The following is a 14,847-nucleotide window of genomic DNA, read 5'->3' as shown; positions in this document are numbered from 1 at the left end:
GTCGGCGTGATTGCTTCGGTGCCGGCGGGAGGGGGGAGCCGTGCGGCATCGCTGCTTGGTGATGCTGGCCCTTGCTGTTGCCGTTGCCATCATCATCGTTCTGTCGCCGTCCACGGCCGCGGCGCACACCGTGCTGGTCCGGGCGGATCCGGCCAGCGGAGCTGTGCTCGCCGAGTCTCCTGGCCTGGCCAGGCTCTGGTTCAGCGACGAGATGGCGCCGAGCCGGAGTACGGCGCGCTTGATCGACCAGCGGGGTGCCAACGTCTCAGGCACCCGGCTTGTCGTGGGGTCCGGTGATCCGCGGGTGATCGCAGTCGTGCTGCCACGGCTGGCGCCTGGTTCTTATGGACTTGTCTGGGAAGCCGTGTCGGCCGAGGACGGCCACGCGACGAACGGAACGGTGCTGTTCGCCATCGGCGCGGCCAGTGCCTTCCTGCAGTCCGCCGGCGGATCGTCCACCGAACTGCTACGACGGTGGGCCGCCTTGGCCTCGTTGGCCGGTCTGGTCGGCCCGCTGGCGGTCTACCTGCTGGTCCTCGGCCGACGGGAGGATCCGGCCTCCGTCTTCGCAACTGCTCGCCGACGGCTCCTGACCACCGCGTTGGCGGCCGGTCTGATGGCATTGCTCATCAGCATCGCGGATCTGCTGGTCAGAGCGTCCGAGTTCACCGACGTACTCGGTGGGGACTGGGGACGGCTCTGGATCGTTCATACGGTCGCGCTGGCGTTGCTGTGCGTCCTGGTGGTGCTGCTGGGCCGGCAGGGTCGCCGGCGGTGGCAGCTCGCTTTCGCCGTCGTCGCGCTGCTCGGCCTGCTTATGTGGGTCGAAGCTCTCGGCAGTCATGCAGCGGCTCTGCCGTCGGGGCGCTTTGCGGCCCTGGTCGCCGGCGCGGTTCATGCCTTCACAGGGTTGCTCTGGCTCGGCGCAGTGCCCGCACTGCTGGTTGTTCTCTGGCCACGAGGCCGATCCCGATCAGACCTCGCCTTGCTCGTCAGGAGCTGTCGCGGACCGTTCTCGGTTCTGGCCGGGGGCAGCGTTCTGCTCCTGCTGGTGACGGGTCTCTACAGTGCCGGCCTCCAGGTCGCCACCACGAGCAGCCTGGTCGCCTCGTCGTACGGACGTCTGCTGTTGCTCAAGACCGGCCTGCTGGCGGCGATGGGTGTCCTCGGACTGATCAACGCCCGACGGCTGCGGCAGCGGCCGCGGCCGGCTCGCACGATCGCGGTGGAGACCGGTGTAGGTCTGGTGCTGCTGGTCGCCGTCGCCGCGCTCGTCAACCAGCCACCGCCGCTCGGCGCCGCGGCAAGCGTCTCCGATGCTTCGCCCGGCTTCTCCAGCGCCGACGGGCCGGCCGACCGGACCGCCCTGACCCGCAGTGGATCCGTCGCCGACCTCGTGGTGACGGTCTCGGCGACGCCGAACCAGCCGGGAGCGAACTGGTTCACGGTCATCGCGGAGAGCAGTCGGCGACCTTCACCGGCGCCGATCGACCAGGTCGATCTGCTGTTCGGCGTGGCACCGAGTGGTCGGACCGTGGCCCTCGAGCGGCTGACCGGCACTCGTTACTTCGCCACCTATCAGGCCGAGGCTGCCGGAGCTCTGCGACTGGTCGCAGTCGTGCACCGTGCCGGCCACGAGTACGCAGTACCACTCGACTGGCAGGTGGCGCCGGTTGAGTCGCCAGTCGCGTCGGGCCGCCCCCTGGCGCCGTATGTCGATGTCGCAGCTCTGTTGTTGCTCGAAGGGGCGCTGGTGGCCTTCACCTGGTGGTTCCTTCGCAGGTCCAGAGGAGGTTCAGGATGATGGTGCGCTGCCGGCCGCTGGTGATCGCGATGGTCACCGCTCTCGGCCTCTCGGGAACCGCTTGGGCCGCTCCCCAGCCCGACCCCTTCGTCGACGTCATCGTGGTGATGAAGTCCCAGGTCGTGCCTGGCCCGGTGGTCTCGCCGGATCGCCGCGAGCGACTCCGGTCGCTGGAGAAGACGTTGCGGGACCACGCGACCAGGACTCAGCGTGGCGCGCGGGACCTGCTCGCCGTACGCCGGGGTCAGGGGCGGGTGACCTCCGTCGTACCGCTGTGGATCACCAACGCGATCGGGGCCCGGGTCCGCGCGAGCGTGGCGGCGGAACTCGCCCGCCGGCCGGAGGTCGGTGCGGTCCGTCCGGACTCGACGATCCAGGCGCCGGCGGTCACCACCGCCTCGGCCGCCGAGCCGAACGTCGCCCAGGTGAACGCGCCGGCGCTGTGGGACCTGGGCTACCGCGGCCAGGGGATGGTGGTCGCCTCGATGGACACCGGTGTCGATCTCAGCCATCCGGAGTTGGCCGTTCGCTGGCGTGGTGGTGCGAACAGTTGGTACGACCCGAACGGGCAGCACCCGTCAACGCCGACCGACGTGTTCGGTCACGGAACCCAGACGATGGGCGTGATGGTCGGCGGTGACGGCGGCGGCACGTCGGTCGGCGTCGCGCCGGACGCCCGGTGGATCGCGGTCAAGATCTTCAACGACCGCGGCCAGGCGACCTCGACGGGGATCCATCTCGGCTACCAGTGGCTGCTGGATCCCGACGGCAACCCGGCCACCGCCGACGCCCCGAACGTGGTGAACAACTCCTGGACCATGGCGGCGGGAAGCTGCAGCCTCGACTTCCAGCCCGATCTGCGCAACCTCCGGGCGGCCGGCATCGTGCCGGTCTTTGCCGCGGGCAACTATGGTCCGACCGCCGGTACGTCGGCCAGTCCCGCCAACAACCCGGAGGCGCTCGCGGTCGGCTCGGTCGACGACACCGACACGATCGCCCCGTTCAGCAGCCGTGGACCGTCCGCCTGCGGTCAGGCGGGCTACCCGCAACTGGTGGCCCCTGGCACCGATATCCGCACTACGGACCTGTACGGCGGCTACCTCGACGCGTCGGGAACCTCGTTGGCCGCACCCCACGTCGCGGGAGCGCTTGCCCTGCTGCTGCAGACAATGCCCGGGTTGACCGCCGACCGGCAGGTCTCTGCCCTGCAGCAGGGTGCGGTCGACCTCGGACCCGCCGGCGCCGACAACAGTTACGGTTCCGGACGACTCGACGTACTGGCGTCGTACAACTGGCTGCGGAGCACACCGGACTTCGCCGTGGCAGTTGCACCTTCGTCTGCGACCACGCAGCCCGGCGGCAGCGCGCAGTACACGGTGACAGTCAGTGGGAGCGGCGGATTCTCGGATGATGTCGGGCTCTCGCTGACCGGGCTGCCGGCCGGTGGAACCGCGACCTTCGATCCGCCGGTCGTCACCGGCGGCAGCGGAACCTCCAGCCTGACTGTGGTGGCCCCGGCCACGACAGGTTCCAGTGCGCTGACCATCACCGGAACCAGCGGCACCACCACTCGCTCGGTCCTGGCCTCACTCACCGTTGTGCCACCGCCGGACTACACCGTGGCGGCCACGCCGTCCAGCCGGACCGTCTCCGCCGGTGCCGTGGCGACGTACACCATCGGCGTGTCTGCTCTCAACGGGTTCACCGGTGACGTCACCTTGACGGCCGGCGGCCTGCCAACGGCCGTAGGCACTGCGACCTTCAGTCCTGCGGTCGTTCATGGTGAGGGGACGGCGCAGCTCAGCATCACAACGCAGGCTGCGGCCGCGAGCGGCAGCTATCCGGTCACCGTGACCGCGAGCAGCGGAGCGCTCGGTCATGCGGTCACTGTGACTCTGGTCGTGAATCCGCGCGACTTCGCGGTCACGATCAGCCCGGCCTCGATCAGCGTCACGCGGACGCAAACTGCGACGTACACAGTCGCGGTGTCGTCGATCGGTGGCTTCAACGGCTCGGTCTCGCTGAAGATCACGGGCCTGCCGGTCAACTCGTCGGCGACCTGGACCGGCAATCCCGTCGTCGCTCCAGGATGGGCGACGCTGAAGGTCAAGACGACCTCGGCCACGGCCCGCGGCACCTTCACCCTCAAGGTGACCGGTACCAACACATCGCTCGGCCACCAGGCCACGGCGACCTTGGTGGTCCGCTAGAGCGTTCGAGGGCTTGATAATAGTTAACGAATGGTGCAACTATTGCGGACATGGTGAACGACCAGGTCGACCGGTTCTTCGAGGTGCTGGCGGATCCGACTCGTCGGCAGGTGGTGCAGTTGCTGGGCGAGGGGCCGCGCCGGGCCGGCCACCTCGCCGAGGCGACGGGTTCGTCGTCGCCGGCCATGAGTCGCCACCTGCGGATCCTGTTGGGCGCCGGCCTGATCACCGACGAGCGAGTGCCGGACGACGCCAGGGTTCGGATCTTCCGCTTGCGCCCGGAGCCCGTTGTCGCCGTCCAGGCCTGGCTCGACCAGGTCCAGGCGCACTGGCAGGAACAGTTGGGCGCGTTCAAGGAGCACGTCGAGCAGAGGGAGTCATCGTGACCGAGCAGTCCGCGTCGGCGACCGTCGAGGTCGCCGCAGACCCCGCGACCGCGTTCCGGATCTTCACCGACGAGATCGACCTGTGGTGGGTGCGGGGACCGATCAACTTCTTCGACGCCGCTCGGGCGGTGGGGATGCAGATCGAGCCAGGAGTGGGCGGCCGGATCCTGGAGGTCTACCGGCCGGCGAGCGAAACGTCCGGCGAGGATGTGCTCGAGCTGGGCCGGATCACCGCCTGGGAGCCGGGATCACGGCTGGCCTACCGCAGTTCGGTGGACGACACCACGACAGAGGTCCGCTTCGACTCCATCGACGGTGGAACCCGGGTCAGCGTCGAGCAGGCCTTGGTGCCGGGCGGCGAGAAGGCGTTCTACTTCTGGCCGAACGTGATCCCGTGGCTCGCTTCCTGGGCTTCCCGGCGAGACTCCGTGGTGTCCTCCCCGGAGCTCGACCGACTGAATATCGCCTTGTACTACGAGGATCCGGCCGCGGCGGCCCGTTGGCTGCACACGGTGTTCGGCCTGGAGTCGCGGGATCGGATTCCGGCAGACGGCGAGCGGCCCACCTGGCTCGAGCTCCATGTCGGCGCTTCGGCGATCCTGCTCTTCGAGCTGAAGGAGCGAGTCTCCGGTGTGAAGCCGGTCGACCACGCCGTCTGGGTGTACGTCGACGATCTCGACGCGCACTTCGCCCGCAGTTCGCAGAACGGCGCCAAGATCGTCTCCGAGATCCGTCAGCACGGGTATCGCCTGTATGAGGCCGAGGACCTCGAAGGCCACCGCTGGACCTTCGCCCAGGCCCGGCCGACGATGACCTGACGCACCTGGACCGGCCGGTGCACTAGAGCCGGCCGGCCTTCTTGAGTGCCAGGTAGGTGTCGGCCAGTGCTGGCGCGATCTGGTCTGGGGCTTCGTCAACTACCGTCACGCCGGCTCGCGTGAGCACTGCTGTCACTCGCTCCCGGTCCAGCCGGGTACGGGCGGCTGAGGCGGCGCCGTAGACCTCGATCAGGTCCGAGCGCTCCAGTTCCATCTCGGCGAGTCTCGGGTCGGCCACGGACGCCAGTACGACGACGTGGCGCCGTAGGAGCGGGCCGATCACCGGCAGCAGGGATTCCTCGATCACTGCAGGGTCCAACCCGGTCAGCAGTACTACGAGCGACCGCTGGCCGAGGCGTTCGAGCACCTGGGACACCACGACCCGGAAGTCCGTCTGGACCAGCTCGGCATCCACGTTCGCCAGCGCGTTCACGAACGACGGCAGCACGTCCTCGGGCGCCGGTCGCCGGACGTCTGCGCGGACCTCGGAATCGCAAGCCAGCAAGGAAACCCGGTCTCCGGCACGAGTGGCCAGGGCGGCAAGCAGGAGGGCGGCATCCATCGCGTGGTCCAGCCGTGGCGCGTCGCCGACCCGGCCCGCGGACATCCGGCCCGAGTCGATCACGATGGCGACCTGCCGGTCCCGCTCCGGTCGCCAGGTCCGCAGTACGACGTTCCCGCGGCGGGCGGTGGCTCGCCAGTCGATGCTGCGGACGTCGTCGCCCGGCACGTAGTCCCGCAGCGAGTCGAACTCGGTGCCCTGGCCCCTTACCAGCAGGGCGGTCCGGCCATCGAGCTCGCGGAGTCGCGCCAGCCGCGAGGGCAGGTGCTTGCGGCTGTTGAAGGGCGGCAGCGCTCGCACGGTCCACGGCACCCGGTGCGATCCCTGCCGGCCGGCGAAGCCGAGCGGTCCGATCGACCGGATGGTGACCCGATAGGCATGCCGATCTCCACGGCGAGTGGGGATCAGGTGAGTCACGAATCGCCGCCGGTCGCCGTTGGGCAGGTCGATCTTGTGCGGCGGGTCCTGTACTCCGGCAGAAGGCGGCCAGGCGTCCCGGAGCAACCCCTTGACCCTCCGGCTCGGGTTGGCCACTAGCATCGTCACCACAGCCCGTTCACCAAGCCGTACGGCGGTGTCGCCCTCCCGGCTGAGCTGCAACCGTCGCGGCGAGCCCGCCAGCAACAGGTCGACCACACAGACGAGCAGCACAGCGGCGACGACCAGGCCGACGCCACCCCAGCTCGGCGTCAGCATCGCGACGAAGACGACGCCGAGCGCGGCAAGGAGGGCCGCCCGGCCGGTGACGACCATCAGCGCGGTACCGGCACCGTGGCCAGCACGCTCTCCAGCACGGCGTCCGCGGTGACGCCTTCCAGCTCGGCCTCCGGGCGGATCTGGACCCGGTGCCGAAGGCAAGGACGTGCCATCGCCTTCACGTCGTCGGGGATCACGTAGTCCCGCCCGGACAACCAGGCCCACGCACGTGCTACCGCGAGCAAGGCGGTCGCGCCACGCGGCGACACCCCGAGCTGCAGCGACGGAGACTGCCGAGTCGCCCTGCACAGGTCCACCACATACGCCAGAACGTCTTCCCGTACTGCGACCCGGCGTACGGCGGCCTGTCCGGCCAGCAGGTCTTCCGGGCCGGCCACCGGGCGCAGGCCGGCCGCCTCCAGGTCGCGTGGGTCGAACCCCTGCGCATGCCTGGTGAGTACGGCGATCTCCGCGTCGCGCGGCGGCATGTCCAAGGTCACCTTGAGCAGGAACCGGTCCAGCTGTGCCTCGGGCAGCGGGTAGGTGCCCTCGTACTCGATCGGGTTCTGCGTCGCGGCCACCACGAACGGCACCGGCAGCTTGCGGGGCTGGCCGTCGACGGTGACCTGGCGTTCCTCCATCGCCTCGAGCAGCGCGGCCTGGGTCTTCGGGGGCGTCCGGTTGATCTCGTCCGCGAGCAGGATGTTGGTGAACACCGGACCCGGGCGGAACTCGAACTCGCTGGTCTTCGCGTCGTACACCAGCGACCCGGTGACGTCGCCGGGCATCAGGTCCGGGGTGAACTGGACCCGCTTGGTCTCCAGCCGCATCGCCATCGACAGCGCCCGCACCATCAGCGTCTTCGCCGTACCGGGGACGCCCTCCAGCAGCACGTGGCCGCGGCAGAGCAGAGCGAGGACCAGCGCGGTGACAGCGGTCTCCTGGCCGACCACCGCCTTGCCGATCTCGTTCCGCAGCTCGACCAGGGCCTGCCGGGCGCGCTCGGGAGTGACCTCGATAGCGGTCGTCACGGGTGTCGTACCTCCAGCGTCAGTACGTCTAGCTCATGGGACAGGAACATCAGGGCTGCGTCGTCGACCGGTGGTTGACCGTAGAGCAGTTCGTACAGCATGGCCGGATCCCGGCCGGTGCGGGCCGCCACCGTCGACACCACGGCGGCCGGCTCGGCCCGGCGGGGGATCCCGTGGGCCTTGTGGAGCTTGCCGAGCGCGGACTCCCGCAGTGCGGCCGCGGCGCGGTCCCGAGCGCGGGAGCGACGGTAGAGCCGCGCACGGCCTTCCGTGGTCTCGGCCGCGTGCACGATGACCGGCAGCGGCTCGGGGACCACCGGGCCGAGGCGGCGGCCACGCCACAGCGCCACGACGAAGGCGGCGAAGGCCAGCGCCCAGGCGATGTACCGGACCTCCGGGGGAACCAGCGGTGGGCCGTCGTTCTCATCGTCGTCGTAGCCGGACGACTCGTACTGCGGCAGGTACCAGACCAGCTCGGAGTGCGTGCCGAGCAGGTTGAGCGCGAGCGCCGCGTTGCCGTCCAGGGCGAGTTCGGCGTTGGTGAAGGAGCGGCTGGTCCCCACCACGTCGACTATCCGGCCGTCCACCTCGGTCCGGACGAGCGTGTTGTTGATGCCGTCGCCGTAACAGGCGTGCGCCGCGTCGGGTGCGGAGTACGACGTGCCGCCGACGGTCGCAGTACCGGCCTTCACCGCGGCGGGCAGCTCGCAGCCGGGGTCGCGGCTGTCCTCGGGCAGGGTCTCGGTGGCGTCCAGTACGCCGGGTGCCAGCGTCTCCAGCGCGCGGAGGCTCGGTCGGATCAGTACTACGTGGCTCCACTGGGCTTCCGAGATCCGCTGCCAGTCACTCCTGCTCAGCGAGCCGGTGGGCGCGACCAGCAGAGTCTTGCCGGCTCCTGACTCGGTGGCATCACCCAGGAAGTCCGTGCCGGTGACATCGACGCCGTGGTCCTCCAGCAGCCGCGCGAGCGCCATCGCCCCGGTCGGCTTGGCGGAGTCCGGGCTGAACGGTCCGGACGTCCGGGCGGTGCCGGCGATGAGGATGACGATGGCGCCGAGGACGACGAGACCCGTGACCAGCAAGGGAGTTCGCAGCGCGCGCCAGCTCTCGGCGCCGGTCCGCCCGACGGCAGTAGTCGTGCTCATCCCTGCACCAGCGCCCGGGTCGACACGTGGCGAGCCGCCTGGTCGGCAGCCACCACGACGTTGTAACGCTCCGCAGTACCGGGACGGTTGCCGTAGACAACCTCCGTGAAGACGAGCGCCGCCGGCTGCAACGGATCCCGCAGAGCCGGTACCACGCGTCCCGCGTCCGCCACCGCCTCGTACGCCGTTCGCCCGGCGCGTTCGTCCAGGACGGTGCGTTCGGTGAGCTCGGCGACGCAGGCGCGGAAGCGGCTCCGCACAGCGGCCGCATAGTCGCCACTGGAGGCCTCGGCTTCCGCCTGCTCGCGGTACTCGGCCGCAGTACGGGATTTGGCGCTGTCGAAGACCGCGGCGGACTTGGTGCCGCGGGTGGTCCGCAGTACGCCGGCTCGCCAGAGCACCACGATCACGACCAGGGCGAGCAGGCCGACCAGCATGATCAGCCCGAGGTGGCCGTCGGGGGACTGGCCGGTCAGGTCGCCCAGCAGCTCGCCGATCCAGTCCAGCACCTTGTTGATCGCCCGGGTCACCACGGAGTCCCCTGCCTGGCCGTAGACCGGCTTGGACAACTCCTTGGCGGCTTCCCTCGCGGCGTCGTCACGGCTGATGTCGACCGGCGGTTCCAGTTGCATGAGGGGCCTCACCAGGCCGGTCCCGTCGGGTACTGAGGTTGCTGAGGTTGCTGGGACTGCTGCGGCTGGTGAGGTTGCTGCGCTTGCTGGAGCGGCGGTTGCTGGGCAAGGTGCGGCGGCTGCGCGACGGCCGGCCGGAGCACCGGACGCAACCAGAGATCGAGTCCCTCTCGCCGGACCCGGAGATCGAGGTACAGCAGGGCCTGGACGGCGGACATGAACGCCAGACTGGCGATCAGCGTCAGCACAGTGGCGATCCCGGCCGAAACACCCACCGCGATCGCGACCATGGTGGCTCCGCTGCTGTCGCTGTCACTGGCCCACGCGCCGAGGGTGATCACCAGCGTGCTGATCCCGAACTGGAGTGCGTAGCTGACGATGTTCACCACGACCCCGGCGAACAGCAGGATCCCGAACACCCGCCAGAACTTGCCCCGGACCAGCTGCCACGACCTCTTCAGCGAGCCCCAGATCCCGACCCTGGCGGGGATGTACAGCCCGATGTCGGGCGCGTGCTTCCCCTCCATCAGGACAACGGTCCCGGCCAGGACGAGGCGGATCCCGAAGATCAGTACGAGGACGCCGCCGCCCAGGATCATCACCAGGGCGACCGCGCCGGCCACCTCCGGGGAGATCGCCGCGTCCGAACCGGCCCCGGCGCCGAACACGGCCAGCGCCCACCCGACGATCACCAGCACGAAGGACAGCGACTGGACGATGCCGACGGCCGCCAGCGCGGGCAGGGACGGGCGGACCAGCCGGAGCAACTCCCGCGGCCCCACCCGGTGGGCGAGCTGGCTCCGCACCGCGGCCAGCGCGATGATCCCGGCGAGCAGGCTCGACACCACCGTGAACAGGATCAGCTGCACGCCGTACATCAGCAGGACCGCGGCGCCCGCCTGCTCGAACGGGTCGTCCGCGCCGAAGAAGCCGCTGATCCCGCCGGGCACGGTCAGCTGGGTCAGCCCTGCCTGGATGGCGGCCAGGGCGATCCCGGCGAGCACGGGCAGGCCCAGCATGATCGTCTTGTTCTCGGAGATGGTCCGGGCGGCGTTGTCCAGCAGGTCGGCGGGCAGCCAGGGGCGTAGCGGCTCGGAGTACGCCGCGCTCTCCCGAACGCCGATGTCGTCCCGCATCCCCTTGCCTCCCCTCTGTGACCACCCCACCGGGCTTGTCCCCGGCCCGGGCCGTGCACCATGATCACAGCCCGGACGGTCCATACCGTCATTACCAGACCCCCGCACGGCGATCCGGCGTGTGCGCTACCTGGGGAATGGGACACTATCCGTAGTGCGTACGACCAGCGGCCGCTGGGCGCGCTGAGACCGGACCGGCGAGGAGCAGGCGTGGCAGAAGGTAACCGGACGATGCGGGGTCGAGTCCTCATCGTCGATGACGACACTGCGTTGTCCGAGATGCTCAGCATTGTGCTGCGCAACGAGGGCTACGACACGTATCTGGTCGCGACCGGCGACAAGGCGGTGCCGGCCTTCCGCGAGTTCAAACCCGACCTGCTGCTGCTCGACCTGATGCTGCCCGGGATGGACGGCATCGACGTCTGCCGGGCGATCCGGGCCGAGTCCGGCGTGCCGATCGTGATGCTGACCGCGAAGAGCGACACCGTGGACGTGGTGCTGGGCCTGGAGTCCGGCGCCGACGACTACGTGGTGAAGCCGTTCAAGCCCAAGGAGCTGGTGGCCCGGATCAGGGCCCGGCTGCGCCGGATGGACGAGCCCGGACCGGAGTCGCTGACCATCGGCGACCTGACCATCGACGTGGCCGGTCACTCGGTGAAGCGCAGCGGCGAGACCATCCAGCTCACCCCGCTGGAGTTCGACCTGCTCGTCTGCCTGGCCTCCAAGCCCTGGCAGGTGTTCACCCGTGAGGTGCTGCTGGAGCAGGTCTGGGGCTACCGGCACGCGGCCGACACCCGGCTGGTCAACGTGCACGTGCAGCGGCTGCGGTCCAAGATCGAGAAGGACCCCGAGCACCCCGAGATCGTCGTGACGGTCCGCGGTGTCGGCTACAAGGCTGGTGCGGACTGATCGAGTACGGACGCGACCGCGAGTCGCAGGCGGACAAGCCGGACGCCGAGCCGGAACCCCGCGGAACAGAGATCGAGCTCACCGCCGCCGGGGTGGACTGGCATGCCATGCCGGAGCCCCTGTGGCGGACCCACCCGCGGTACTGGCCCGACGTCTGGCGTCGCTCGATCCAGGCCCGGATCGTCACCGGCACGCTGCTGATGTCGACCGTCGTGCTGATCCTGGTCGGCTGGGTGATGATGAGCCAGGTCACCGACGGGGTGCTGGAGTCGCGCCGGACCAGCGCGCAGCAGGAGGCGGTCGCGCAGCTGAAGTCGCTGTCGAGCTCGATCAACGCGGCCGACCCGACGATGCTGAACCAGAACCTGTCCCAGCTGGTGCTGGGCTCGAACCGGTCCGGCCTGTACGAGACGGTGCTGATCCCCACCGACGACGCCGACTCGACCCTGATCCGGACCACCGGGCTGGTCGAGAGCGACTCGGTGCCGCACGAGCTGAAGTCCTCGGTCTCCACCGACGACACGAAGCTGTGGGACACCTACACCAAGATCAACTACAGCGGCGGCAAGAGTGAGCCGGGCCTGGCGATCGGGTCGCAGGTCCGGGTGAACACCACCGGCCAGCGCTACGAGGTCTACTTCCTCTTCCCGCTGACCGCGCAGAAGGAGACCCTCGACGTCGTCCAGCGCGCGCTGGTGACGGCCGGCCTGCTGCTCGTCGTCCTGCTCGGCGCGGTCGCCTGGCTGGTCACCCGTCAGGTGGTCACCCCGGTGCGGATGGCCCGGCGGATCGCCGAGCGGCTCGCGGCCGGCCGGCTGGAGGAGCGGATGCAGGTCCGCGGTACCGACGACCTGGCCCGGCTCGCGGTCTCCTTCAACAAGATGGCCAGCAACCTGCAGCAGCAGATCCGCCGGCTGGAGGAGCTGTCCCGGTTGCAGCGCCGCTTCGTCTCCGACGTCTCGCACGAGCTGCGCACGCCGCTCACCACGGTCCGGATGGCGGCCGACCTGCTGCACGAGACGCGCGACGAGTTCGATCCGATCACCAAGCGCTCGGTCGAGCTGCTGCAGAACGAGCTCAACCGGTTCGAGGAACTGCTCGCAGACCTGCTGGAGATCAGCCGGTTCGACGCGGGCGCCGCCGCGCTCGACCTGGAGGACGTCGACCTGCGCGACATCGTCGCCCGGGTGCTGGAGAACCACGAGACCCTGCTGCTGCGCAAGGGCTGCGAGGTCCAGCTGGACATGCCGGAATCGTGCCGCGCGCAGGTGGACTCGCGCCGGATCGAGCGGATCCTGCGCAACCTGATCGGGAACGCGATCGAGCACAGCGAAGGCCAGCCGATCAGGATCAGCACCGCGTACGACGAGGACGCCGCGGCGGTGGCCGTGCGCGACCACGGCGTGGGGTTCCGCGCGGAAGAGGCGGAGATGGTCTTCAGCCGGTTCTGGCGAGCGGATCCCGCCCGGGCCAGGACCACCGGTGGTACCGGGCTGGGCCTGTCCATCGCGCTCGAGGACGCCCGGCTGCACGGCGGTCGCCTGGACGCCTGGGGATCGCCCGGCGAGGGCGCGTACTTCCGCCTGACCCTGCCCCGCCGTCCGGACGTTGCACTGACCGGCTCACCGCTGCCTGCCCGGCCCACGGACACCTCCCGCGTAGTGAGCGAGTCACTGGTCGACGTCGGTGCGCCGTATCAGAAGCTGACCGGTGGTGAGTCGTGAGGACCAAGCTGCTCGCGGCCGCGCTGGCCTGTGCCGTGCTGCTGACCGGCTGTGCGACGGTGCCCACCCAGGGGCCGATCAGGAGTGGTAGCCAGGAGGGTCTGACGCCCGTCCGGGGCGGCCTCGGGATCGAGGCCCAGCACCCGAAGGTCGATGCCAAGCCGCTGCCACTGGTGAACGGCTTCCTCGAGGCGATGTCGGACTCGCGGGCCTTCGACGTCGCCCGCGAGTACATGACGCCCGACGCGGCGGCCGCCTGGAAGCCCGAGTCGAAGATCTCGGTGTACGACCAGTCCTCGTCCCAGGCGGTGTCGCAGCGCACCGACGGCAAGGTCCAGCTGAGCGCGCCGCTGATCGGCACCATCGACGAGCGGGGTTCGTGGACGCCGGCCAAGCCGGGCCAGCAGGTGAACTTCACTTTCGTGCTGGCCAAGACCTCTGGTCAGTTCCGGGTCGCGAACGTCCCCGCGGGCGTCTTCCTCGGCAGCAACCAGCTGGAGCCACGGCTCGCACCCCGTGCCCTGTACTTCTTCAATCCGGCCAAGACGATGCTCGTGCCGGACCCGATCTACGTGCCGAACAGCCTGCCGGCCGGTCAGTCGGCCACCCAGCTCATCCAGGAACTGCTGAAGGGCCCGACCAGCCGGCTCCGCAACGGCGCGATCCCCATCGCGCCGGACGGGACGACCCTGGCCGTCTCGGTGCCGGTGGACTCGGGCGTGGCGACGGTCGCCCTCAGCGACGCGGCCGCCGTCCTCAGCGAGTCGGACCGCCGGTTGCTGGCGGCACAGATCGTCTGGACCCTGCGGCTGATCACGAACCGGGTCCGGATCACCGTCTCCGGCGCGTCGCTGCTGCCCGACTCGGACGTGTTGTCGTTCTCCGACTTCGGCTCGTACGACCCGTCCGGCCAGGGCGGCCGGCTGAAGGACCTGTACGGCGTCCAGAAGGGCAAGATCCAGCGGATCCGGGGGCAGGACGGCGCGGAGGACGTCGGGACCACTCCGCTGGACAACAGCGTGCTGTACGGCTCCTACGCGCAGTCCTTCGCGGTGAACCTGCGGGGTGACACCGGTGCGATCGTGACCACCGCCAAGGACGGCAGGTCCGTGGTCTCGTCCGGCTCCCTGGACTCGGAGAAGAAGCCTGCCGACGTGCAGAGCACCCGGACCGAGGGCAAGGTGCTCCGGCCGAGCTACGACAACGAGAACAACCTCTGGTACATCGATCGCGCGGACGGCGCCGCGCCGAGGCTGCGGATGCGCACCCCGGACAACAAGGTGACCGACGTACGAGCGAACTTCGGTGGTGCCCGCCCGCTCACGCTGCGGATGGCGCCGGACGGGGTGCGAGCGCTGCTGGTGATGCGGACCAAGGCCGGCGCCACCTTCGTGCAGACGGCGACGGTCGGGACGAACGAGGCGAAGCAGCTCGTGCTGGGTCAGTTCCGGTCGCTCGAGCTCCCGCTCACCGACATCACCGACGCGTCCTGGAACCAGCTGGGCATCCTGGTGGCCGGCAAGTCCGCCAAGGGTCAGCCCGGGCGGCCCTGGCAGGTCAATGTCGACGGTTCCCAGCCCCGGCTGATCCCCGGCGTCAGCACCCAGTTCGACGCGGTCAAGCTCGCCTCCAACCCGAGTGTCGACACCCTCCCGGTGGTCCAGGACAGCACGGGCGAACTGCACTGGCAGGGCAAGGACCTCAACTGGATCAACATGAACGACGGCGACAAGGGCACCCCGATCGACCCCGTCTACCCCGGCTGACCCCTCGAGGTTTTCCACAGGCGGCGCG

General features: G+C 69.8%; 12 protein-coding genes. 7 read left to right on the top strand and 5 right to left on the bottom strand.

From position 1 onward, the window contains the following. Positions 1 to 40: 40 nt before the first annotated feature. From EV648_RS37650 to EV648_RS37635, 4 genes are read left to right on the top strand one after another with little or no spacing between them, the layout of a single operon-like run. Positions 41 to 1,804, top strand: coding sequence for a copper resistance protein CopC (locus EV648_RS37650; RefSeq protein ID WP_132300475.1), 1,764 nt, complete (start codon positions 41 to 43; stop codon positions 1,802 to 1,804). Then, positions 1,801 to 4,014 carry a S8 family serine peptidase gene (locus EV648_RS37645; RefSeq protein WP_132300473.1) on the top strand — a complete coding sequence of 738 codons (2,214 nt, stop codon included), beginning with the start codon at positions 1,801 to 1,803 and terminating at the stop codon, positions 4,012 to 4,014. The genes EV648_RS37650 and EV648_RS37645 overlap by 4 nt, the downstream gene beginning before the upstream one ends. A gap of 50 nt (positions 4,015 to 4,064) precedes the next feature. Then, complete coding sequence (locus tag EV648_RS37640; RefSeq protein ID WP_132300471.1) at positions 4,065 to 4,400, top strand: helix-turn-helix transcriptional regulator; 336 nt, start codon at positions 4,065 to 4,067, stop codon at positions 4,398 to 4,400. Then, the gene (locus tag EV648_RS37635) at positions 4,397 to 5,218 is read left to right on the top strand and encodes a VOC family protein (RefSeq protein ID WP_132300469.1); all 822 of its coding nucleotides are present in this window, start codon (positions 4,397 to 4,399) and stop codon (positions 5,216 to 5,218) included. Before EV648_RS37640 ends, EV648_RS37635 begins: the two co-directional genes overlap by 4 nt. A 22-nt stretch (positions 5,219 to 5,240) precedes the next feature. Here EV648_RS37635 and EV648_RS37630 read toward each other — a convergent pair whose 3' ends face one another. Genes EV648_RS37630 through EV648_RS37610 form a run of 5 tightly spaced genes read right to left on the bottom strand, consistent with a single transcriptional unit; the run spans position 5,241 to position 10,420 of the window. Continuing rightward, on the bottom strand, positions 5,241 to 6,533 hold the full coding sequence (locus tag EV648_RS37630) for a DUF58 domain-containing protein (protein WP_132300467.1): 1,293 nt from the start codon (positions 6,531 to 6,533) through the stop codon (positions 5,241 to 5,243). After that, a complete protein-coding gene (locus tag EV648_RS37625) occupies positions 6,533 to 7,507 on the bottom strand; it encodes a MoxR family ATPase (protein WP_132300465.1) in 975 nt (324 codons plus the stop codon). Before EV648_RS37625 ends, EV648_RS37630 begins: the two co-directional genes overlap by 1 nt. Then, the gene (locus tag EV648_RS37620) at positions 7,504 to 8,652 is read right to left on the bottom strand and encodes a DUF4350 domain-containing protein (protein WP_132300463.1); all 1,149 of its coding nucleotides are present in this window, start codon (positions 8,650 to 8,652) and stop codon (positions 7,504 to 7,506) included. Before EV648_RS37620 ends, EV648_RS37625 begins: the two co-directional genes overlap by 4 nt. Further along, on the bottom strand, positions 8,649 to 9,284 hold the full coding sequence (locus tag EV648_RS37615) for a DUF4129 domain-containing protein (RefSeq protein WP_132300461.1): 636 nt from the start codon (positions 9,282 to 9,284) through the stop codon (positions 8,649 to 8,651). The genes EV648_RS37620 and EV648_RS37615 overlap by 4 nt, the downstream gene beginning before the upstream one ends. 8 nt (positions 9,285 to 9,292) lie before the next feature. Then, positions 9,293 to 10,420, bottom strand: coding sequence for a hypothetical protein (locus tag EV648_RS37610; RefSeq protein WP_241996006.1), 1,128 nt, complete (start codon positions 10,418 to 10,420; stop codon positions 9,293 to 9,295). Positions 10,421 to 10,651: 231 nt separating this feature from the next. On the opposite strand from EV648_RS37610, the gene mtrA reads away from it, so the two are divergent. From mtrA to EV648_RS37595, 3 genes are all read left to right on the top strand, one after another. Continuing rightward, positions 10,652 to 11,329 (top strand): MtrAB system response regulator MtrA, encoded by a 678-nt coding sequence (gene mtrA, locus EV648_RS37605; protein WP_026163715.1) that lies wholly within the window; start codon positions 10,652 to 10,654, stop codon positions 11,327 to 11,329. 107 nt (positions 11,330 to 11,436) lie between these two features. Then, the gene (gene mtrB / locus EV648_RS37600; RefSeq protein WP_241996005.1) at positions 11,437 to 13,053 is read left to right on the top strand and encodes an MtrAB system histidine kinase MtrB; all 1,617 of its coding nucleotides are present in this window, start codon (positions 11,437 to 11,439) and stop codon (positions 13,051 to 13,053) included. Next, on the top strand, positions 13,050 to 14,819 hold the full coding sequence (locus EV648_RS37595) for an LpqB family beta-propeller domain-containing protein (protein WP_132300457.1): 1,770 nt from the start codon (positions 13,050 to 13,052) through the stop codon (positions 14,817 to 14,819). Before mtrB ends, EV648_RS37595 begins: the two co-directional genes overlap by 4 nt. The last annotated feature ends 28 nt before the right edge of the window (positions 14,820 to 14,847 follow it).

Origin of the sequence: Kribbella sp. VKM Ac-2568 (assembly GCF_004345365.1) — a bacterium.
In the GTDB taxonomy this organism is placed as follows: Bacteria; Actinomycetota; Actinomycetes; order Propionibacteriales; family Kribbellaceae; genus Kribbella; species Kribbella orskensis.
Note: the sequence above shows the minus strand (reverse complement) of the source record. Positions and strands in the feature narration are given on the sequence as shown.